At 69.9% G+C, this 21,517-nt stretch carries 17 protein-coding genes and 1 pseudogene; 13 read left to right on the top strand and 5 right to left on the bottom strand.

Annotated elements, in window-relative coordinates:
* Position 1 precedes the first annotated feature (1 nt).
* Positions 2–994, bottom strand: a complete 993-nt coding sequence (locus tag BLR05_RS22815) for a 2-dehydropantoate 2-reductase (RefSeq protein WP_092839359.1) — start codon at positions 992–994, stop codon at positions 2–4.
* Positions 995–1,107: 113 nt separating this feature from the next.
* On the opposite strand from BLR05_RS22815, the gene BLR05_RS22810 reads away from it, so the two are divergent.
* From BLR05_RS22810 to BLR05_RS22775, 8 genes are all read left to right on the top strand, one after another.
* Positions 1,108–2,673, top strand: a complete 1,566-nt coding sequence (locus BLR05_RS22810) for a polyamine aminopropyltransferase (protein WP_092839356.1) — start codon at positions 1,108–1,110, stop codon at positions 2,671–2,673.
* Between the two features lie 69 nt (positions 2,674–2,742).
* Complete coding sequence (locus BLR05_RS22805; protein WP_192883825.1) at positions 2,743–4,452, top strand: FAD-dependent oxidoreductase; 1,710 nt, start codon at positions 2,743–2,745, stop codon at positions 4,450–4,452.
* 129 nt (positions 4,453–4,581) lie between these two features.
* The gene (locus tag BLR05_RS22800; RefSeq protein WP_092839354.1) at positions 4,582–5,097 is read left to right on the top strand and encodes a PadR family transcriptional regulator; all 516 of its coding nucleotides are present in this window, start codon (positions 4,582–4,584) and stop codon (positions 5,095–5,097) included.
* A 14-nt stretch (positions 5,098–5,111) separates the two neighbouring features.
* On the top strand, positions 5,112–5,966 hold the full coding sequence (locus tag BLR05_RS22795; RefSeq protein WP_092839352.1) for a siderophore-interacting protein: 855 nt from the start codon (positions 5,112–5,114) through the stop codon (positions 5,964–5,966).
* A 126-nt stretch (positions 5,967–6,092) separates the two neighbouring features.
* Entirely contained in the window at positions 6,093–6,644 is a 552-nt protein-coding gene (locus BLR05_RS22790) for a DUF2127 domain-containing protein (RefSeq protein ID WP_225979030.1), read from the top strand.
* Positions 6,645–6,696: 52 nt separating this feature from the next.
* On the top strand, positions 6,697–8,061 hold the full coding sequence (locus BLR05_RS22785; protein WP_092839348.1) for an esterase-like activity of phytase family protein: 1,365 nt from the start codon (positions 6,697–6,699) through the stop codon (positions 8,059–8,061).
* 234 nt (positions 8,062–8,295) lie between these two features.
* Positions 8,296–10,464, top strand: a complete 2,169-nt coding sequence (locus BLR05_RS22780) for a response regulator (RefSeq protein ID WP_092839346.1) — start codon at positions 8,296–8,298, stop codon at positions 10,462–10,464.
* Between the two features lie 102 nt (positions 10,465–10,566).
* Complete coding sequence (locus tag BLR05_RS22775) at positions 10,567–11,274, top strand: riboflavin synthase subunit alpha (protein ID WP_092839344.1); 708 nt, start codon at positions 10,567–10,569, stop codon at positions 11,272–11,274.
* A gap of 12 nt (positions 11,275–11,286) precedes the next feature.
* Here the strand turns inward: BLR05_RS22775 and BLR05_RS22770 are convergent, their stop codons facing one another.
* The gene (locus tag BLR05_RS22770) at positions 11,287–13,026 is read right to left on the bottom strand and encodes a GGDEF domain-containing protein (RefSeq protein ID WP_092839342.1); all 1,740 of its coding nucleotides are present in this window, start codon (positions 13,024–13,026) and stop codon (positions 11,287–11,289) included.
* A gap of 143 nt (positions 13,027–13,169) precedes the next feature.
* On the opposite strand from BLR05_RS22770, the gene BLR05_RS22765 reads away from it, so the two are divergent.
* Positions 13,170–13,721, top strand: coding sequence for a GNAT family N-acetyltransferase (locus tag BLR05_RS22765; RefSeq protein WP_192883824.1), 552 nt, complete (start codon positions 13,170–13,172; stop codon positions 13,719–13,721).
* 40 nt (positions 13,722–13,761) lie between these two features.
* On the opposite strand, the gene BLR05_RS22760 is transcribed toward BLR05_RS22765, so the two are convergent.
* On the bottom strand, positions 13,762–15,537 hold the full coding sequence (locus tag BLR05_RS22760; protein WP_092839339.1) for a hypothetical protein: 1,776 nt from the start codon (positions 15,535–15,537) through the stop codon (positions 13,762–13,764).
* A gap of 257 nt (positions 15,538–15,794) precedes the next feature.
* Positions 15,795–16,649: pseudogene (locus BLR05_RS22755) on the bottom strand (LysR substrate-binding domain-containing protein).
* 153 nt (positions 16,650–16,802) lie between these two features.
* Here BLR05_RS22755 and BLR05_RS22750 point away from each other — a divergent pair.
* A complete protein-coding gene (locus BLR05_RS22750) occupies positions 16,803–17,705 on the top strand; it encodes a DMT family transporter (protein WP_092839336.1) in 903 nt (300 codons plus the stop codon).
* Positions 17,706–17,769: 64 nt separating this feature from the next.
* Positions 17,770–18,252 carry an NUDIX hydrolase gene (locus tag BLR05_RS22745; protein WP_092839397.1) on the top strand — a complete coding sequence of 161 codons (483 nt, stop codon included), beginning with the start codon at positions 17,770–17,772 and terminating at the stop codon, positions 18,250–18,252.
* A gap of 519 nt (positions 18,253–18,771) precedes the next feature.
* On the opposite strand, the gene BLR05_RS26160 is transcribed toward BLR05_RS22745, so the two are convergent.
* Positions 18,772–19,371: a hypothetical protein gene (locus BLR05_RS26160; RefSeq protein ID WP_143015986.1), complete on the bottom strand. Its 600-nt coding sequence runs from the start codon at positions 19,369–19,371 to the stop codon at positions 18,772–18,774.
* A gap of 496 nt (positions 19,372–19,867) precedes the next feature.
* Between BLR05_RS26160 and mnmA the strand changes: the two genes are divergently transcribed.
* Both mnmA and BLR05_RS22735 read left to right on the top strand, forming a co-directional pair.
* Positions 19,868–21,004 (top strand): tRNA 2-thiouridine(34) synthase MnmA, encoded by a 1,137-nt coding sequence (gene mnmA, locus BLR05_RS22740; RefSeq protein ID WP_092839333.1) that lies wholly within the window; start codon positions 19,868–19,870, stop codon positions 21,002–21,004.
* A 193-nt stretch (positions 21,005–21,197) separates the two neighbouring features.
* The coding region (locus tag BLR05_RS22735; RefSeq protein WP_491896669.1) for a cysteine peptidase family C39 domain-containing protein at positions 21,198–21,517 on the top strand (320 nt) is incomplete at its 3' end.

The following is a 21,517-nucleotide window of genomic DNA, read 5'->3' as shown; positions in this document are numbered from 1 at the left end:
TTCAGAGGCCGAGTGCCTGGCGCATCTGCGCGCCCGTGAGGCGCTGCCGCAGGCCGGCGAGCAGGGCGCACATGCGTTCGTTGCACGGCGCGCGCAGGCCGTGCGCCGCGGCCAGGCGCACGACGGCGCCGCAGAGGTCGTCGATCTCGGTGGGGCGCCCGGCCTCCAGGTCGTCCCACATGGAAGAGCGTGCCGCCGGGTCGATGCGCAGCATGCGGCGCGCGAGCCGCGTGAAAAGCGCGTCGGGCAGCCGCAGCACGTGCGGCAGCAGCGCCGGCGGCAGGGGCGCGACCTTCGCGGGGCGGATGCGGGCACGCGCCATGGCGCGCAGCGCTTCGGCCTGCAGCGCGGCGAGCACGGTGCGGCAGTCGCGGTCCCGCAGTTCCTCGCGCAGCGGCAGGTCCGAGAGCGCATTCACGGGGTTGTTGAGGTTCAGCAGCAGCTTGCCCCACTGCACCGGGCGGATGTCCTCCACGACCGTGGTGCCCAGTCCTGCCGCCCTGAAGGCATCGGCCGTCGCGGCGGCGGCCGGATCGCGCTGCAGGTGGATGTCCCCGGTGGTCGCACGGTGCACGTGCGTGCCGCGCAGCAACACGTTGTAGGGCACCATGGCCCCGATGGGCCGTAGCGCTGGCGCATGGGCGGCGATGCGCGCCACGTTGTCCACGCCGTTCTGCAGCGACACCACGGGGGTGCCGGGCGGGCACGCGGCGCCGAGGGCGCGCGCCGCCTGCGCCGTGGCGCCGCCCTTCACGCACAGCAGGACGATGGCGTCGCGGGGGCATTCCATGCCGTCCGGCGACGGGGCCAGCCGCAGCATGCGCGCGGGCACGTGTGCGTCGGCTCCATCCAGGTCGCTCACCCGCAGGCCGTCCCGCGCGATCGCGTCCAGGATGCGCGGGCGGCCCACCAGGGTCACCGCCTCCCCGGCCGCGGCCAGGCGTCCGCCCACGTAGAGGCCGATGGCCCCGGCGCCCATGACGATGAAATGCATTCGAACCCTCCTGGAGCGCCGTGCAGGGGCCCGGCGCCCGTGACGGTGTGCGTGCATTGTGCGGCCGGTGGGGCGGCAGGGTATGGAGGCGCGCATCCCGCAAAATAGCGGGCTTGACCGCCGCCGCCCCCCTTCCATCCCCTTCGCAGCCCGCCCCGCGCCCGCTGGATGTCGCATTGCTCGCCAGCGTGTTCGTGGTGGCCGCCTGCGGCCTGCTCTACGAACTCGTCGCGGGGGCGCTCGCCTCGTATGTGCTGGGCGATTCGGTGCTGCAGTTCTCCACCATCATCGGCACTTACCTGTTCGCGATGGGCGTGGGCTCGTGGCTGTCGAGGTATTTCGAGCGCCAGCTGCCCGCGCATTTCCTGCGGATCGAGTTGCTGGTGGCGGTGGTCGGCGGGGCACTGCCCGCGCTGCTCTTCCTGGCCAATGCCTACGTGCCGGGCGCGTTCCGGCTGCTGCTCTACGGCATGGTGCTGCTGGTCGGCATGCTGGTGGGGCTGGAGATACCGCTGGTGATGCGCATCCTCAAGCGCAACGTGGCACTCAAGGACCTGGTCTCGCAGGTGCTCACCTTCGACTACCTCGGCGCGCTCGCGGTGTCGCTCGCCTTCCCGCTGCTGCTGGTGCCGCACCTGGGGCTGGTGCGCACGGGGCTGCTGTTCGGCATCTTCAACGCGGTGGTGGCGGTCTGGGCGCTGTGGCTGTTCCGGCACGAACTGCGTCGCGTCCGGGCGCACGCGCTGGCCTGCGCGGCCGTGCTCGCGGCGTTGCTGGCGGGCTTCGCCGGGGCCGAGCACGTCACGCGGCTGGCGGAAGACCGCTTCTACCAGGACCGCATCGTCATCGCCAGCGCCTCGCCCTACCAGCGCATCGTGGTCACCCATGGCCGTTCGGGCTACCGGCTGTTCCTGAACGGCAACCTGCAGTTCGCCGAGCGCGACGAATACCGCTACCACGAGGCGCTGGTGCACCCGGCGATGTCCGCGCACGGGGCGCCGAAGCGCGTGGCGGTGCTGGGCGGCGGCGACGGCATGGCGGTGCGCGAGATCCTCAGGTACCCGTCGGTCGAATCGGTCACGCTGGTGGAACTCGATCCGGCCATGACGCGGCTTTTCCGCACCGATCCGGCGATGGTGCGGCTCAATGCCGGGGCGCTCAACGATCCGCGGGTGCACATCGTCAACACCGATGCGTTCCAGTGGCTGCAGCAGGGGGGCCCAGGGGATTCCTCCACTTTCGACGTGATCGTGGTGGACTTTCCCGACCCGACCAACTTCGCGATCGGCAAGCTCTACACGAACAGCTTCTATGCCCTGCTGGAACAGCGCCTCTCGGCGAGCGGCTATGCGGTGGTGCAGACCACCTCGCCGCTGGTGGCGCGCCAGAGCTTCTGGACCGTGGTGCAGACCATCGAGTCGGTGGGCCTCGCCGCGGCGCCGTACCACGTGCACGTGCCGAGCTTCGGCGAATGGGGTTTCGTCATCGCGAGCCGGCGGCCGTGGCGCCTGCCGGAGCGCCTGCCCGGGGGGCTGCGGTTCCTGTCGGTGCCCACGCTGCCGCTGCTGTTCGACTTCCCTCTGGACATGGCCCGGGTGCCGGCGGAGGTGAACCGCCTTTCGAACCAGGTGCTGGTGCACACCTACGAGCAGGAGTGGGGCAGGGTGGCCGCGCATTGATGCCGGTCCGGGTGGACCGGTGCGCAGGCCCTGCCCGGCCTGACACGGCCGTGGCGTAGAGTACGCCGCATGCCTGTCTCCCACCTCGATTTTCCCGCGCTGCAGCGCCGTACCCTGCTGCGGGGCGCCGCAGCCACGGCGGCGTATGCGCTGGCCGGCTGCGAGCCGTCGCCGCGCGACCTGCCCGGGGGCTTCACGGGCATCGACATGGCCCGGGGCCATGCGCTGCGCGACCGGTTGCAGAAGGGCGGGACGATCGAGCCCGATATCGTGCGCCGCACCCAGGTGGTGGTGGCGGGCGGCGGGGTGGCGGGCCTGGCGGCGGCACGTGCCCTGCGCCTGGCCGGGGTCGATGATTTCATGCTGGTGGAGATGGAGGATGCCGCGGGCGGCAACAGCCGCGCCGGCCAGGTGGACGGTATCGCCTGCCCCCTGGGCGCTCATTACCTGCCGGTGCCGGGCGACGGCGCGCGCGAGGTGCAGGACCTGCTGGAGGAACTCGGCCTGCGGCGCCGCGTGGCGGGGCGCTGGCAGATCGACGAGCGCAGCCTGTGCCACAGCCCGCAGGAGCGGCTGTTCTTCCGGGGGGCCTGGCAGGAGGGCCTGCTGCCCGTGAACGGTGTCGGCGCGGACACCCTGGAGCAGTACCGGCGCTTCTCCGCGCGGGTGGCGGAACTGGGCCGCACGGCGCGTTTCGCCATGCCCACGTTCAAACTGTGGCGGCCGGACCAGCCGGTTTCCGCCGTGCTGCGTTCGCTGGACGCCCTCACGTTCGACGCCTGGCTGTCGCAGGATGGCTTCTCGGATGCGCACCTGCGCTGGTACCTCGACTACTGCTGCCGCGACGACTACGGCGCCGGCACGGCGCGGGTGTCGGCCTGGGCGGGCATCCACTATTTCGCCAGCCGCCACGGCTTCCATGCGCCCGGCGATGCCGCCGGCGAGGAGCGCGAAGGCGTGCTCACCTGGCCCGAAGGCAACGGCTGGCTGGCCCAGCGGCTGGCGGCGCCGTTGAACGACGCCGGGGCGCTGCGCACCGGCAGCACCGTGCTGCGCATCGAGGAGACCCGGCGCGGTGTGGAGGTGGACGTGCTGCACCATGCGAGCGACAGCATCGAGCGCTGGCAGGCGCGCCGCTGCGTGGTGGCGCTGCCCGTCTTCGTGGCGGCGCGCGTGGTGCGCAACCCGCCCGCGTTCCTCGCGCAGGCCGCGCAGCGGCTGCAGTGGGCCCCCTGGCTGGTGGCGAACCTGCGCATCGACGCCCCGCTGTCGGACCGCGAGGGCGCGGCCCCCGCCTGGGACAACGTGCTGTACGACGATCTGGCGCCGGGCGGCCTGGGCTACGTGGATGCGGGCCACCAGCGCCTGGATCCGCGCCCCGGCCCCACGGTGCTCACCTATTACCGGGCGCTGGGCGACGTGCCGGACGGCCGCCGCCAGCTTGCCGAACAGCCCTGGACGCACTGGCGCGACGCCATCCTCGCGAGCCTGTCCGGCCCGCACCCGGACCTGCGGGCCCGCGTGACGCGCGTGGAGATCACCCGCTACGGGCACGCCATGTCCATTCCCGTGCCGGGGACGCTGGCCTTCCTGAGCCAGACCGGCCGCATGCCTGCGCCCCGGCAGCGCTATGTGCTGGCGAACGGGGAGCGGATCGCCGCGCCTTCCGTGCCCGGCACGGCCCGCCTGGCCTTCGCCCATGCCGACTGGTCCGGGTATTCGGTGTTCGAAGAGGCGTTCACGCGCGGGCATGCGGCGGGCATGGCAGCCGCCGTCTGATCCCCGGGCGCCTTCGCCGCTCCAGGCTCGGTCAAGTCCCTGTTTTGACCAGGGGATTTCTGCGTGAAGATGCAATTCGATATGAATTAGATATATCTTAGATAAATCGTTCTATCGGAGTACGTCCCCATGAAAGACCTCGACCTGCTCGAATCCCGGGGCGCGCCGCCCGGCCCACGGCGCGGTGGCGGCCGCTTTTTCGGCCACGGCGGCCTGCGCCTCGTGCTGCTGCAGCTCATCGCGGACAAGCCGCGCCACGGTTACGAGCTCATCAAGGCCATCGAGGAGCGCCTGGGCGGCAGCTACAGCCCGAGCCCGGGCGTGGTCTATCCCACGCTCACCCTGCTGGAGGAACTGGGCCACGTCACCGTGAGCGCCGAAGGCGGCGGCCGCAAGCTGCACACCGCCACGCCCGAAGGGCTGGCGCACCTGGAGATCCACCGCGACGAGGTGAATGCCCTGCTCGCGCGCATGGCCGACGGCATGGGGCACCGCGGCCATCGGCCCGCACCCGTGGAGCGGGCCGTGCACAACCTGCGCCAGGCCCTGCACATGCGCCTGGCGGGCGCTCCGCTGGGCACGGAGCAGATCCACGCCATCGCCGACCTGCTGGACGACGCCGCACGGCGGATCGAACGGCTCTGACCCAAGGATTCGCCATGAGCCAGACACCCTTTTCCACACCCTCCCAGCCGTCCCCTGCCCAGGTGGAGGCCCGCGCGCTGCAGCGCGTGCGCCATGAACTGCGGCTGCGCACCCTCACCGTGCAGCGCGCCGAACGCATCACGCCGCACTGCGTGCGCGTCACGCTCGAGGGCGGGGAACTCGCCGGCTTCCACAGCCCGGGCTTCGATGACCACGTGAAGCTGTTCCTGCCCGATCCGTCCACCGGCGAGCCCGTGCTGCCGGCCTTCGACGCCCAGGGCGCACCGGTACCCGGCGCGCCGCGCCCGGCCATGCGCGACTACACACCGCGCCTGCACGATGCCCAGGCCGGCACGCTCGCCATCGATTTCGCTCTGCACGATGCGGGCCCCGCCACCGCGTGGGCGCTGCAGGCCGCACCCGGCCAGCGCATCTCCATCGGCGGCCCGCGCGGGTCGCTGCTCGTGCCGCTCGCGTTCGATGGATACGTGCTCGTCGGCGACGACACGGCCCTGCCCGCCATCGCCCGCCGCCTGGCCGAACTGCCTGCAGGCACGCCTGCCCTCGCGCTCATCGAAGTGGACGGGCCGGCCGACGAGCAACCCCTGCCCACGCAGGCTGCGGCGTGCATCCGGTGGGTCCATCGTTCCGGGGCGGCCCCGGGAGAGGGCATGCGGCTCCTGGAGACCCTGCGCGCTCTGCCCCTGCCGGCGGGCGACGTGCATGCGTGGGTGGCCTGCGAAACCGCTGCCGCCAAGGCGCTGCGCGCGCATCTGGTGGACGAGCGCGGCGTGCACCCGAAATGGATCAAGGCGTCGGGCTACTGGCGCCGGGGCAGCGCGGCCACGCACGAAACGCTCGGCGACTGAAAGGCCGCCCGCCGCCAGCGCGGCCTGCTCCGGCGATGCGCACGGTCGAGCACGCGTCCTATAGAGCCGGGACGGCCCGGCAGGCGATACTGCCGGGCCGCCATGTCCTTTTTCCGCGAGCATTCCATGCCCCAGCCCACCGACGTGACCGTATCCGCTTGCGCCCAGCCTGCCGGCGCGGGCGCGCAGGCCCGCCACGGCAGCAGCGATGCCGCCGGGCGACGGGCCCTGCGGACCATCGCCACCCTGGAAGCCGTCAAGGGCGTGGTTGCGCTCATGGCCGGACTGGGCCTGCTCGGCCTGCTGCACCACGACCTGCACCACGCCGCGGTGTCCCTGATCGGGCACGTGGGCCTGAATCCGGGCGAACGCTACCCGGAAATGCTCCTGTCCCGGCTCGACCTGCTCGCGCAGCAGGATTTCCAGTGGCTGATCCTGGCGGTCGCCGCCTATGCTGCCCTGCGCTTCGCGGAGGCCTGGGGCCTGTGGAAGGGGCGAGCCTGGGGCGAGGCGCTGGGGGCGCTGTCGGGCGGCCTGTACATTCCGTTCGAAGTCTGGCACTGGCTGCACCGGCCGTCGCTGGCCGCCACCGTGGTGATCGCTTTCAATGCCGCGGTGGTGGGCTACCTCGCCTGGCGGCTCCGGAGGCGGCCTGCGGAGGCTGCGTCACCGGCCTGACACCGAAAGGCGGCATCGTGGCGGCCTCATCCGCCATCGCACGACATCCCGCATGCCTGCCGCCTTCCGCTCCGCCACGTTCGCCGCCGCCCTCGCATTCGCCGCACTGCCGTGCGCCCATGCCGAGCCCGCTGCCTATCCCGCCACGCTCGCCGGCCATGCCGTGCTGCCCGCGCAGTCCTTCATCGCCGCGCCGCCGGACGCGCCGGCGGACCTGCGTACCAGCGGCAAGTTCACCACGCCGCGGCGCGTGGATGCCGTGGGCACCGTCGAGGGCACGTCCGCCGGGCGGCCCACGGGCGTCTCGCTGCCGTTCCAGGGCCAGCCGCTGCAGGGCCACTCGGGCATCAAGCGCATGGCCGACGGCACCTTCTGGATCCTGACGGACAACGGTGCCGGCGCGAAGGCCAATTCGCCGGACTTCATGCTCTACCTGAACCACTATGCGGTGGACTTCAAGACCGGCCGGTTCGAGCGCCTGAAGACCGTGTTCCTGCACGACCCCGACGGGAAGGTGCCGTTCCGCATCGCCGAGGAAGGCACGAAGGAGCGCTACCTGACCGGCGCCGACTTCGACCCCGAGAGCTTCCAGTTCGCCGGCGGCGCGCTCTGGATCGGCGAGGAATTCGGCCCGTTCCTCATCAAGGCCGACCTGGACGGCAAGGTGCTGGCGGTTTTCGACACCCAGGTGGACGGCCGCGTGGTGCGCTCGCCCGACCATCCTGCCGTCACCACCGCCGCCGCGCCCGACGCCAAGGCCCCGGCCTTCGACATCAAGCGCTCCAAGGGGTTCGAGGGCATGGCTTCGAGCCCCGACGGCAGCAGGCTGTACGCGCTGCTCGAAGGCCCGGTGTGGGACGAGTCCGCCAGGGCGTATGAATCCGTGGACGGCGGCCGGCAGTACCTGCGCGTGCTGGAGTTCGACGTGCGGCAGGAAAAATGGACCGGCCGCTACTGGAAATACGTGCTGGAGGCCAACCAGAACGCCATCGGCGACTTCAACATGATCGACGGCCAGACCGGCCTCGTCATCGAGCGCGACAACGGCGAGGGCACGCCCGACAAGGCCTGCCCCGAGGGCCAGAAACGCGCGGACTGCTTCCACGACGTGGCGAAGTTCAAGCGCGTGTACAAGGTGGAGCTGACCCACGCGAACGCAGGCGGTCCGCTGCGCAAGGTGGGCTACATCGACCTGCTGAACATCCAGGACCCGAAGCGCCTGGCCCGCAAGCCCCTGACAGGCGGCGTGCTCGCCTTCCCGTTCTTCACCATCGAGAACGTGGACATCGTGGACGCCACGCACATCGTGGTGGGCAACGACAACAACCTGCCTTTCAGCTCCAGCCGCGAGCCCGATCGCGCCGACGACAACGAACTGGTGCTGATCGAAGCCGGAGATCTGCTGCGCGCCCGCTGAGGGCCCGGCTGGGCGGATGTGAGCAGGTGCGGGCGGGTCTTTTGCGCCCTGCAACGAGCCCGCGCCGCGGTTGCGTCACAATCGCTGCCGTTCCGCCATCCGGCGCCGGCCGTCTCACGGTGCCGGCCGGTGGCCCGTCCGGGGAGATTCCGTCCATTGACCCATTCGCCCGTTCCTCCGCCGACACCCACAGCCGGGGGAGATGATGATCCCGCCCCGGGCGGGTATGCCCCGGTGCCGCTCGCCGTCGCGGGACAGCGCGTGCGTGCGCTCGAAGAGCGGGAGGCCCACCTGCGCTTCACCGCGATCGCGGGGCGCATCGGCCTGTGGGAGCTGGACCTGGAGACGTTCGTGCTCACCAGTTCCGAGGTCTGCCGCGAGCATTTCGGCCTGTCTGCCGAGCAGCCGCTGAGCTGGCGGGAGGTGGTGGCTTCGGTGCATCCCGACGATGCCGGGCGCGTGCGGGCCGCTTTCGAGCACAGCGTCGCGCAGCGCCAGGAATACGCGCTCGACCACCGCATCCGGCGCGCGGACGGCCAGGTGCGCTGGCTCAAGGTGCTGGCCCAGGTGCAGGGCGGCATGGCCGGCCGCAGCCTGCGCATCGCGGGGACGGCCCAGGATGTCACCGAACAGACGCTCGCCGAGCGCCGCACCCAGGCGCTGCTGCAGCTCGACGACAGCTTCCGCTCGCTCGAGGACCCTGCCGACATGGCCTATGCCGCCGCGCGCGTGCTGGGCGAGACCCTGGGCGTGGGGCGCGCGGGCTACGGCGACATCGACGAGACCAACACGGTCACCATCGTGCGCGACTGGACGTCCCTGGGCATGTCCACGGCCGTGGGCCGGCACCACCTGCCCCATTACGGCCGGTTCTACGAGGACCTGCTGCGCGGCCAGATCGTCATCGTGAGCGATGTGTCCACCGACGAGCGCACCGCCAGCCATGTACCCGCCCTGCGGGCGGTGCAGGCGGGTGCGCTGGTGAACCTGCCGCTGATCGAGGGCGGAAGGCTCGTGGCGATGCTGTTCCTGAACCATCCCGTGCCGAGGGAGTGGTCCCCGGACGAACTGGCGCTGATCCGCAGCGTGGCCCACCGCACGCGCATGGCCGTGCAGCGGCGCACCGCGGAGCGGCAGCTGCGCGTACTGGCCGACACGCTGGAGACCAAGGTGGAAGAGCGCACGCGCGAGCTGATGGCCGCAGAGGAAGCGCTGCGCCAGGCCCAGAAGATGGAGGCCGTGGGGCAGCTCACCGGGGGCATCGCGCACGACTTCAACAACCTGCTGGCGGGCATCATGGCCAGCCTGGACCTGCTGCGGCTGCGCGTGTCCCAGGGGCGCGTGGCCGACATGGAGCGCTGCATCGACACGGCGCACCGCTCGGCGAAGCGGGCCGCCTCGCTCACGCACCGGCTGCTCGCGTTTTCCCGCCGCCAGACCCTGGCGCCCGTCGTGGTGGACCTGAACCAGCTCGTCGCGGAACTGCTGGACCTGGTGCAGCGCACCGTGGGCCCCTCCATCGCGGTGCGCTTCGAGCCTGCCGCCGGGCTCTGGATGGTGCGGGCCGACGCCGGGCAGATCGAGAATTCGCTGCTGAACCTGTGCATCAATGCGCGCGATGCGATGCCCAGCGGCGGCACCTTGCGCATCGCCACCTCCAACCACGCTGCCGGCCAGCCCTGCGACGGGCCCCACCCGCGCCCCGCCACCGACCTGCAGCCCGGGGAATATGTCGCCCTGTCGGTCGCCGATACCGGCGAGGGCATGGCGCCGGACGTGGCGGCACGGGCCTTCGAGCCCTTCTTCACCACCAAGCCGCTGGGGCAGGGCACGGGCCTGGGCCTGTCGATGGTCTATGGCTTCGCCCAGCAGTCGGGCGGCTCCGCCCGCATCGCTTCGGAGGCCGGGCAGGGAACGACGATCACGCTCTGGCTGCCGCGCCATGCCGGCGCGGATGCCGCACTGCCGGCCGGCCCGGGCGCGGCCGTGCCGCCTTCCGGGCAGGCCCGGGCGCCCGTGTCCGGGTCGGGGCGCGGCACGCCGGCGGTCCTGCTGGTGGATGACGAGCCTGCCGTGCGCTCCATGGTGGCGGAGTCGCTGCGCGAGCAGGGCTACCGCGTGCTCGAGGCAGAGGACGGTCCCTCCGCGCTGGAGATGCTGCGCGGGGCCGGGCCGTTCGATCTCCTGCTCACCGACGTGGGCCTGCCCGGCGGCATGAACGGCCGCCAGGTGGCTGACGCCGGGCGCGTGCTGCACCCGGGCCTGCCCGTGCTGTTCATCACCGGCTATGCCGAGCAGGCCGTGATCGGCGAGCGCGACCTGGACCCGGGCATGGGCGTGCTCACCAAGCCGTTCGACCTGGATGTGCTCGCGGCGCGCGTGGCCGCGGCCCTGGGCGCGTAGCGCGGTCCGCCTTCCCGGACGCCCCTGCCGGAACGGGGGAGAGAGCCCCGGTGGCACAATGCCCGGCGCCCCCCGCTTCCTTCATCCACAGAGATCCGCGCCATGTTCACAGGTATCGTCCAGGCCACCGCCACCCTCGCCGAGCTGCAGGACCGCGAAGGGCTGCGCACCTTCGTGATCGAGTTTCCCCCCGGATTCTGCGAAGGGCTCGCCATCGGCGCCAGCGTCGCGGTGGATGGCGTGTGCCTTACGGTGACGCGCCTGGTCTCGCCCACGTCGGCCGCGTTCGATGTGATGCTGCAGAGCCTGAACGTGACCACGCTGGGCGGCTATGCGGCCGGGCGGCGCGTGAACGTGGAGCGGGCGGCCCGCGACGGCGCGGAGATCGGCGGACATCCGCTGTCGGGCCACGTCGATTTCGCGGCCACGCTGCAGAGCGTGCGCGATTCCGAGAACAACCGCGTGTGGCGCGTGGCGGTGCCCGCCCCGTTCCGCCGCTATGTCTTCGCCAAGGGCTACATCGCGCTGCACGGCGCCAGCCTGACCGTGGCCGAGGTGAACCGTGCCGAGGGATGGTTCGAGGTCTGGCTGATCCCCGAGACGCGCCGCGCCACCGTGTTCGAGGACCTGCGCGAGGGCGACGCGCTCAACGTGGAGATCGAGCGCAGCACCCAGGTCGTGGTGGACACGGTGCGCGAGGCGGTGGAGGAAAGTCTCGGCGAGCTGCGCCCGGTGCTGGAGGCGCTGCTGCGGGAAAAGGGCCTGTCGCTGGATGACTTCATACGCCCGCCGGCCGCCCTGCCGCGCTGAGCCACCGGCCCTTCAGGCGGCTTCCTCGACCCGGTTGCGGCCCCGGTCCTTGGCCCGGTAGAGGGCCGTGTCCGCTTCCGAGAGCAGGTGGTCCAGCACCAGGCCATGGCGCTGGGATACGGCCACGCCCACGCTGGCCGTGAGCCCGAAGCGCTCCCCCGAGGGCAGCACGACGGGTGCCATCTCGATGGCGTGGCGCAGGCGCTCCGCGCATGCCGCACCCTCGCGGCCCGCGCAGGGGCCGAGCAGCACCACGAATTCCTCGCCTCCGTGCCGCGCCACGAGATCGCCCGGCCGCAGGGTGTTGCGCACCGCACGCGCCACGGCCCGCAGCGCTTCGTCCCCGGCGGCGTGTCCCGCGCGGTCGTTGAAGCTCTTGAACAGGTCCACGTCCAGCAGCATCAGGGTGACGTCGAAGCGCTGCTGCCGCGCCTGCGCGATGCGTTCGCGCGCCGCCGCGAAAAACGCGCGCCGATTGGGCAGCCCCGTGAGGAAGTCGGTGAGGGACTGCTCGCGCAGTTGCGCGATAAGGCCGTCGCGCTCGCGCTCGAGCACCTGCCGGGACTGCGTGTGTTCCTGCAAGGCACGCACGGCGCCGATCACCGCGGCGATCTCGTCGTCGGCCGCGGGCCGGGGCAATGGGGCGTCCAGGCGGTTGCGGGCCAGGTCCTGCAGGGCCCGGGTCGTCTGGGCCAGGGGACGCAGCACGCGGGCGTGCAGCATGGCCAGCGTGCCCGCGAGGATGGTCCACAGCAGGGCCGAGACGCCCACCACCTCCACGAGGCTGTGCAGTGCGCGCTCCCGGGCGGCGAGCGCGTCCGTCTGCAACCGCGCCATCAGCCGGTCGCGCAGTGCCACCACCTTGCCCAGTTCGGGCACGTAGCGCTCCGCGAACTGGGCGGCGGTGATGCCGTAGCGTCCGTCCCGTTCGCCGGCTGCCAGCACGGGCGCGACGATGTCCCGCGCCGCATGGCCGAAGTAGCCACTGTCCACGGCCTCCCAGGCCTCGGCGATGTCGGGCGGGGCATCCTGGCGGGCCAGGCGCTGTTCCAGCAGGAACTGCAGCGCCATGATGCGTCCGCGCGTCTGCTCGATCGCATTCCGTTCTTCGGCCGTGAACGGCCGCTGTTTTGCCAGCGCCGCGGTGAAGTGCGATCCGAGCAGGCCCGCATGCTCGCGCAGCTCCGCGGTGATCCGCAGCACCTGCGTGTCGCCGTCCATGGACGGCTGGGCCGTCCGCACGGCCTGGATCAGGGCGCTGTTGACCGGCGCGAGCCGCGGCACGATGGCCACCAGGCCATAGACGCTGGCGCGGACGGCCTCGGGTGTGCGCCGGGCATGGGGAAGGGCGATGACCTCGTCGGCCGCCGCCCGGGCGCGTGCGAGCGCCTGCGCGGTGTCGTCCGCCCCGGCCAGCAGGGCGCCCATGTGGGGTGCCTGCGATCGGGCGGCCAGCATGGCGCGCAACTGTGCCATGGCCTGGTCGGTGCTCTCCCGCGCCTTTGCCAGGGCGGCGACGGCCTGCGGATCGGGCGTTCCGTCGAGCGCACCGAGGCGTGCGTTCGTCGGGCCGCGCTCGCGCGACACCCGTTCGGCCGCCACCAGGCCCAGGCCGAGGTCCGCCAGCGCGCGCGATCCGGCGTCCGCCGCGCGCCACGACCGCCATTGCCCCCAGCTGGCATGCGCGGCCAGCAGGGCCGTCACGGTGGCCAGCACGATGCCGATGAGGCGCAGGAAATGGTTCAGGGACATGAAGGCGTGTGGCCGCCACCGGTCCGGGTCCGCCTGCCCGCCGGAGCACTGATCGCGTTGTGATGTACTGTCTGCACTCTATTACATACCGTGTCGCCCCACGGCCGAGTTGCCCTTCGAACCCGACCGGAACAAATGGATTCATGCGATCTCCAGCCGATCCGACCGCCGTGCCCGTCCTTTTCGCCGCTCCCGTGCCGCCCATACGCAGGCTGGGCATCGAAGACCTGCCCGGCCTTCTGGCGGTGCAGCGGGCCTGCTATGGGGAGGGATTCCTCGAAAGCGCAGACGTCTTCGCCCGGCGCCTGGCCAGTCCCGTGACCTGTTCGCTGGTCGCCGGGGCGCCCGGCTCCGTGCAGGCCTATCTGGCCGCCTACCGCTCGGTTCGCGGCAAGGTGACGCCGCTGCACGGCGATTTCGAGGTGCCCGCCGAGGCGCCCGGCACGCTCTACCTGCACGACATGGCCGTGCACCCCGCCTGCGCGGGCCGGGGGCTGGCCGGCGCGCTGCTGCAGGCAGCGTGGAACGAAGCCCGCGCCGCCGGGCTGCAGCACACCGCCCTGGTCTCGGTGCAGGGGTCGCGCGCCTACTGGGAGCGCCAGGGCTACGCGGTACGCGAGCCTGCATCGGCCGAGGCGTGCGAACGCCTGGCCGGTTATGGCGCGCAGGCGGTGTATATGGAACGCCTGCTTTAGGGAGCGCCTGCTGCATGCAGGGCGGCAGGCCCCGGCCTGCTCAGGGGGCCACGGGCGCGTGGCGTGGAGCCTCCGCCTCCTGGATCTCATGGATCTCGACGGCCGACGACGCCCGCGCCGCGCCCTGAAACTGCTCCCGCAGCCACTCCATCGCGTTGTGCCCGATGCCGAGCAGCGTCTGCGAGAGTTCCGCGGGCCGCATCGATTGCAGCCCCGCGTACAGCTTCTCCAGGCCCGCGCCGGCCAGGTGGCCCACGGGGCCGGGGATGCTCACGTTGAGCAGGGCCATGGCGGCCGCCCCCATCAGCATGCCGGTGGTGTTCTTCTCGATGAAGTCGTCCCCGGCATGGTTGGCCGTCAGCACCGCGATCATCACGAGGCTGAGCCCCGCGAACGACTTGAACTCGTCGAGCGCATCGCGGCGCGTGACGTTGGGATTGCGGGCGTTGGCAACCATCAGGGCCACCGTGAAGGCCGCGTCGGAAGACAGATCCACCATGCCGATGCGGTCGGGATACATCAGGCCGGTCGTGGTCACGCAGACGGCACCGGTGAAGGCCGCCAGGGCGTACTTCGCGATGCGTTCGGCTTTCTCTGCTCCCTGCTCTGCTGCGTTGGCGGCCGTGGCGGCCTGCTCGGGCAGGCCCGCGGGGTGCAGCACGCGCTCCAGGTCGGTGGCGATGGACAGGAACGCATCCGCGACCAGCGTCAGCTGCTTGCTGGTGACCGGGCTGAGTTCCTTGCCTTCGCCCTGGGCCAGGAAACTGGCCTTGCCGTCGGTGACGGCCTTCTGGTCGGCGCGTGCCAGGTCCAGCGCCTGCGAGAGGGCCGTGCGCGCCTGGATGGCGGATGTGCGCTCGGTCTGCGCGGCCTCGTCCGCGCCTTCGGTGGCCGGTTCCCTGGGCGTGTCGGGAAACATGGTCGCCTCCTGCAGGCGGGTGCCTGCCTCGGCGAGCGCCGGGTCCGGCACGCCTTTGCGCATGCGGTTGGTGATTTCCCGCGTCTCCTTGCCCAGGAAGCCGAGGAACAGCGCCGCGGTCGACACCATGCCGGCGCCCACGTTGAAGGCAGGGTGATTGTTGAGCTTCTGCAACTGCGGCAGGAACGTGGGCAGAGCGAAGAGCGCCGCCTGCACCACATTGATGTAGTGGCGCGACATGAAATGGTCCATGGCGCTGTGCCAGTTCGCCCCCGTGGGAGAACGTGCCGAACCGATCGCCATCAGGGCGGTCTTGGCGTAGAGCCCCGCCAGTTCGGCCTCGAACTGGTTCTGGTGGCCGCGGAAGGCGACGGCAACGGGCAGGACGGGCAGCAGTGCGTTCATGCCGAGATAGACCGCGGCGCGGCGTGCCAGCGGCTGCTCGGTCTCCAGCGCCTCCAGCGTCGAATCCAGGTGCGCGAGCCGCCCCTCGAATCGTGTCGTGAGTTCGGCGGGAACGCCGTCCGCCAGCAACTGCGTACGCAGCGCCCGTGCGGCGTTCCGCAGTTCCGGCAGGGTGCTGCCCGCGGGAAGCACCCTGCGCTCCGGGTCTCCCCGGCCCTTGAACTCCTGCATGAATTCCGCGTCGTCGCCACGCATCACGGCGGTGCGGGCGTCAACCATATTCCCCATGGTCTTGAGGATCTGCTCCAGGCGCCTGCGCGTCCCGGCGGGGGCAGACGGGGCGCCGCCTGCGTCCGGAGCGGCTTCCTCGAGCCGGGCCGGGCTGCCGGCGGCACGCGCTGCCGAGGCCGGCGAGACAGGAAGTGGCAGGGGCGCGCGGGGCGGCGTGGTGCCGCCTTCGCCGCGGCCGGACCGCTTGTCATGGGAAGGCATCCCCGCCGGCAACGCGATGCGCATGGCTTCACGCGGCGCACTGGCCGGGGCCGTATCTGCGTCCGATGGGGGCGCAGGACGTGGCGCGGTGGAGGGGGAGACGGAAGAACTGGTAATCGCAGGCATTGGAGTTATCGGGAAAAATAAACCGGAGTCTGGAGGGCCGCCAATCTTCCGTAGGCATCCGCGCGAATATGTGCCCGCAGGCGCGAAACCGGTGGCAGCGGGTCGCGGGCCTGCGTTCTGGTGTGCCGGGTTCAGGAGGCGGCGGCCTGTGCGGTGATCCAGTCGCGGAAGCTGCGCAGGGCCGGGTCCACCAGTACTTCGGGCCGGTGCACCAGCCGGTAGGCCAGCGGTGTCGCCAGTGCGGCCGACTGCACGGCCACGAGCGTGCGCGCCGCGATCTCCTGTGCCACGAAGCCCTGCCGCGCCAGGGCGAAACCCCGGCCTGCCAGGGCTGCCTCGATCGTGCCGTTGGAATGCGTGAACACCACCCCCTAGTTGCAGTCCACGCCGGAGGCCCCATTCGCCTCGCACCAGAGTCGCCAGTCGCCACGGTGCCCGTCGTGCAGCAGCCGGGCGCCGGTGATGTCGGCGATGCGGGGCACGCGCCGCGGCGCGATCAGGCGCGGGCTGCAGACCGGCACCAGGTCGTCGGCCACCAGCACCTCGGCCTGCAGCCCCGGCGCCACACCCAGGCCATGGCGCACCGCGAAATGGATGTCCTCGGACGCCAGGTCGACCAAACGGTCGGTGGTGCTCACGTGCACATCGACGTCCGGTGCCAGACGCGAGAAGTCCTCCAGCCGCGGCACCAGCCATTGCACCGCGAAGCCGGCGGTGCAGCTGAGCCGCACCACGTGCCGCTGCCCCAGCGCCTGCAGGCGTGCGGTCGCGTGGCCGACGAGCGCCAGGGCCTCGGCACAGGCCGCAAGGTAATCGCGCCCCGCCCCGGTGAGCGCGAGCCCGCGCGGCAGCCGCTCGAACAGTGCGCAGCCCAGGAAGCCTTCGAGCCTGCGCAACTGCTGCGATACCGCCCCCGGCGTCACGTGCAGTTCCGCGGCAGCGGCGCGCACGCTCAGGTGGCGGGCCGCCGCCTCGAAGAAACGCACGGAAGCAAGCGGAGGAAGGCGCATGGATGTTGAGAAACACTAAACAGTCCACCAGCATAAATCGTTTGTTCCTGTTGCCGTCCACTGCGGAGAATGTCCCCGCGGCCGCATGCCGGCCGCGCCTTCCGTTCACCTGCCTGGACACCATCCGCCATGTCTTCCGCCAGCCTCCTGCGCCTTCTGCTGCTCGCCGCCCTGTGGGGCGGGAGCTTCCTCTTCACCCGCTACACCGTCCCGGCGCTGGGCGCCGTGCCCACGGCCTTCGGGCGCGTGCTGCTGGCTGCACTGGGGCTGGTGGCACTGGTGGCGCTGACGCGGCAGCGCCCCGCGTTCCGGGGGCGGCTGGGGGCCGTGCTCATGCTCGGGGTGGTCAATTCGGGCATTCCGTTCTGCATGTTCGCGCTGGCCGCGCGGGTGCTGCCGGCCGGCTACAGCGCGATGCTGAACGCCACCACGCCGCTCATGGGCGTGCTCATCGGCGCGGCGGCCTTCGGCGAGCGCATCACCGGCACGGGTGCCGCGGGCGTGCTGCTCGGCATGGCCGGCGTGGCGGTGCTGGCGCAGGCCGGGCCGGTCGTGCTCACCATGCAGGTCGCGGCGGGCATCGCGGCGTGCCTGGCTGCCACGGCCTGCTATGGCCTCGCGGGCTTTCTGACGCGCCGCTGGATCACCGCACGCGGCGGGCTGGACAGCCGCCTGGTCGCGCTGGGCAGCCAGTGGGGCGCCGTGCTGGCGCTGGCTCCGTGGGCGGCATGGCAGGCCTGGAGCCAGCCGGGCCTCGTGGCCCAGTGGTCCGTGGCGCCCGCGCAGGTCTGGGCGGCGCTGCTGGCCATGGGGCTGTTCTGCACCGCCTGGGCCTACGTGCTGTATTTCAGGCTGATCGCGGATGTGGGGCCGCTCAAGGCACTTTCCGTCACGTTCCTCGTGCCGGCGTTCGGTGTGGCCTGGGGCTGGCTGCTGCTGGACGAAACCGTGACCGTTGCGCATGCCGCAGGCGGCGCCCTGATCGCGCTGGCGCTCTGGCTGGTGCTGCGGCCGGTGCCCGTGCGGCCGTGACGGGATGGAAATGGGGCGGTGTCCGACGGGACCGCCGCGCCGCCGCATCGTCATAATGCGCGCCATGCCCCACCGCTGGAAACCCAACGTCACCGTGGCCGCCGTCATCGAGCAGGGAGGACGCTTCCTCCTCGTGGAAGAGGACACGGCCGACGGGCTGCGGCTCAACAATCCCGCCGGGCATCTCGACCCTGGGGAGTCGCCCGAACAGGCCTGCGTGCGCGAAGTGCTGGAGGAAACGGCCTGCGACTTCACCGCCACCGCGCTGGTCGGGGTCTACCTCAACCGTTTCACGCGCACCCGCACGGGCGACGACATCACCTACCTGCGATTCGCCTTCACCGGCACGCTGGGCGCGCACCATGCCTGGCGCACGCTCGACGACGGCATCGTGCGTACCGTGTGGATGACGCCCGATGAGTTGCGCTCCTGCGCCGACCGCCACCGCAGCCCGCTGGTGATGCGCTGCATCGAGGACTACCTCGCCGGGCAGCGGCACCCGGTGGACATGATCCATACCGACGCGAGCGTGCTGCGGGGCGTGTGACTGCCTACTTCGCCATCGGGATGCTGGCATGCCTTCATGGACACCCGTCGATCGCGTAGTCCGACGTCATGTAGCAGATGGACGGGGCTGGAGTAAGAGGTCCTGTCACGACCTCGCCTGGAGTATCCGGTGGAGCGATCGGACCTGTATAGAACGGAGGGGCTCCACCTCCTGGGTTGGGATCTGGCCCGTAACTGTCGTCGGATGTCAATGGAATGCCCGTCCCTTTGTATTCTGTTTTAGGATCCGGATATTGGTATTTTGGACTCCAGACTGTCCCCTGGTTTGGCGTCATTGAACGCATGTCGTCCCATTGCAAATAGATACGGTGTCTTTTGCCGCCCACATTGAAACGGTTGGATTGACATAGACACCAATGAAGCTACGAACGTCTGCTGGATTCATCGGCAGTGAGCAAGCATCGCATCGGTATCTTCCGTAATCCGCGGCCATGAATATCAGCACTGTGGTCAGTGCGATTGCGGTAAGGATTTTGATTTTCATTTGCATAAATATTTATCAGCGTATTATTTCGCCTGCTATTTTTTGTCCCTTGGCGATTTCTTCGGAAGTCAAGGGGCGCTGAAAGCGTTGTAGATATAAATCACGTGCCTTTTCCTGGTAAGGATCAGGCACTCTGAATGTCTTGATAGACCAGGCATAAGCGTATGCATACGCTTGGACTGGATCGTAGAGGTTGGAGAAAAAGGGATCAGTCTCGCTATTGTCGGAAGGCTGACTGCTATAAACCGTTGCCAGCGCGTTTAGCGCGGAAAGTTCATTGCGTTCTACAGCCTTTTTGAGGTAAACCAATGCCTCCTGTTGCCACGCGTATTTCTGCTCCTGTGTCCAACCCGGCGGACTGCCCTCTCTGGGCCAGTAACCCCCTGGGCCAATGTCTAGGAATGCCATCATTGCTTTTGTGTCTCCGGATTCTGCGCGACTGCGCACGATTTCCGTACGCACCTGAAAATCGGTTGTGAGCAGTCGGCCGCAGAATTTTGCATGGCCTTCCACATGAGCCTCCAGTGCGTCAATTTCGCCAGGCACTGCGGTACCGCGACTCTTTAGGGAACGCAATGTGTCCGTGCTGTCCTGGGTGTTGATGCAATAGGACATTGCTGAAAGAACGCTGTCTTCCTGTTTGCGGTCCGCGGGGCGATTTCGATAGTCCCTTAATATCTCCCATGCGGGCCTGTCGGGTGGATGGAGGCTGGATAGGGCTGCCGCGGATGTGGCAAGGCTTGGAACGGACTGGGACGGGGGTTCCTGTAGTGGATGGGCCTCAAGGCGCGTCTTGGGCAAGGACGACACCACGAAGGCAATGGGGGAATGGAGCTTTGTATTCGGAGTATTATCCGGTTGGGCGGGATGGTAAATCCACGCTATGGCCAATGCTGCGAGTACAACTGCGACTAGGATCTTTGTTGCTTTGTTCATATTTTGAATATTTGAAATTATGGATCGGAGGCAATTGGGTGCAACTACAGATTTATTATTTATCCTATAAAAAAGTGTTTGACTTTTTTTGTAAAGTTACATGCCTGTCAGCGACAGGCAGGGGCTTGCGGCCGGCACTTCTCCCCGGTCTCTTCCAAAAAATACAATCCCGGGCATGACAGCCTCCCCCAAGCAGCGCATCGTCGTCGGACTCTCCGGCGGCGTGGATTCCGCGGTGACCGCCCATCTCCTGAAGCAGCAGGGCCACGAAGTCGTGGGCATCTTCATGAAGAACTGGGAGGACGACGACGACAGCGAGTACTGCTCCTCCAATGTCGATTTCGTCGATGCCGCGGCCGTGGCCGACGTGATCGGCATCGAGATCGAGCACGTCAACTTCGCCGCCGAGTACAAGGACCGCGTGTTCGCCGAGTTCCTGCGCGAGTACGAGGCCGGCCGCACCCCCAATCCGGACGTGCTGTGCAACGCCGAGATCAAGTTCAAGGCCTTCCTGGACCACGCCATGCGCGTGGGCGCAGAAAAGATCGCCACCGGCCACTACGCGCGCGTGCGCCACGACCCCGCCACGGGACTGCACGAACTGCTCAAGGGGCTGGACCCGGCCAAGGACCAGAGCTATTTCCTGCACCGCCTGAACCAGGCGCAGCTCTCGCGCACGCTGTTCCCCGTGGGCGAGCTGCGCAAGACCGAGGTGCGCCGCATCGCAGAAGAGATCGGCCTGCCCAACGCGAAGAAGAAGGACTCCACCGGCATCTGTTTCATTGGCGAGCGGCCGTTCCGCGAGTTCCTGAACCGCTACATCCAGCACGCGCCGGGCCCGATCCTGGACGACCGCGGCCGGCGGCTGGGGCAGCACGTGGGCCTGTCGTTCTACACGCTCGGCCAGCGCCAGGGCCTGGGCATCGGCGGCGTGAAGGAAAAAGGCGCGCAGCGCGGCGGCGGCGAGCATGCGCCGTGGTTCGTGGCGCGCAAGGAGGTCGAACGCAACGTGCTGCGCGTGGTGCAGGGGCACGACCATCCCTGGCTGCTGTCGCACACGCTGCAGGCCACCGATGCGAGCTGGGTGGCGGGCCGGCCGCCGGCCGCCGGCGCCTGCGCGGCCAAGACGCGCTATCGCCAGCAGGATGCGGCCTGCACTGTCACGCAGGCGGAGGGCGGGGATTTCGCGCTCGCATTCCCGGAGGCCCAGTGGGCGGTGACGCCTGGGCAGAGCGCGGTGCTGTACGACGGCGAAGTGTGCCTGGGGGGTGGGGTGATCACTGCGGCGGGAGTCCCCCTCGACCTTCCATGAAGAGTGCCTTGCGTGTCGCGCCATGCCTCAGGCGGCAAAACCCCTGCCCGCGCGTTAACAAAAAAATACAGAACTCTCGCGCGTAACTGAGAAGTACGTCGTATCCCGTCGTACCTTTCGCTTACTATCCCGCCCCTTAACACAACAATATCCGCCTTCCATGGAGTGAGGCGAAAAAACGGGGGAAATCCGCATGGCGGAAGGGAGAAGTGCGCCTCAGGCCCACGGCGGGCCGGGGTGGCAGGCGCTGCAGTCGCTGTGCCTCATCGCCAGGCTGCACCAGGTCGCGGGCGATCCGGCGGCGCTGGCGCACCAGTTGGGGCTGTCGCCGAGCGAGCCGGTCGGCGTGTCGGATCTGTTGCGCGCCGCGCAAGGCCTGGGGCTCAAGGCCCGCAAGGTGTCGTGCGGGGTGGAGCGGCTGGCGCTGACGCCATTGCCCGCGCTGGCCTTGGTGCGTGAGCGCACCGCGGAGGGCGAGGGCAGCGGTGTAGCCAGCCACGGCGTGCGCGCCGC

Source organism: Paracidovorax cattleyae (assembly GCF_900104515.1).
Classification (GTDB): Bacteria; Pseudomonadota; Gammaproteobacteria; order Burkholderiales; family Burkholderiaceae_C; genus Paracidovorax; species Paracidovorax cattleyae.
Note: the sequence above shows the minus strand (reverse complement) of the source record. Positions and strands in the feature narration are given on the sequence as shown.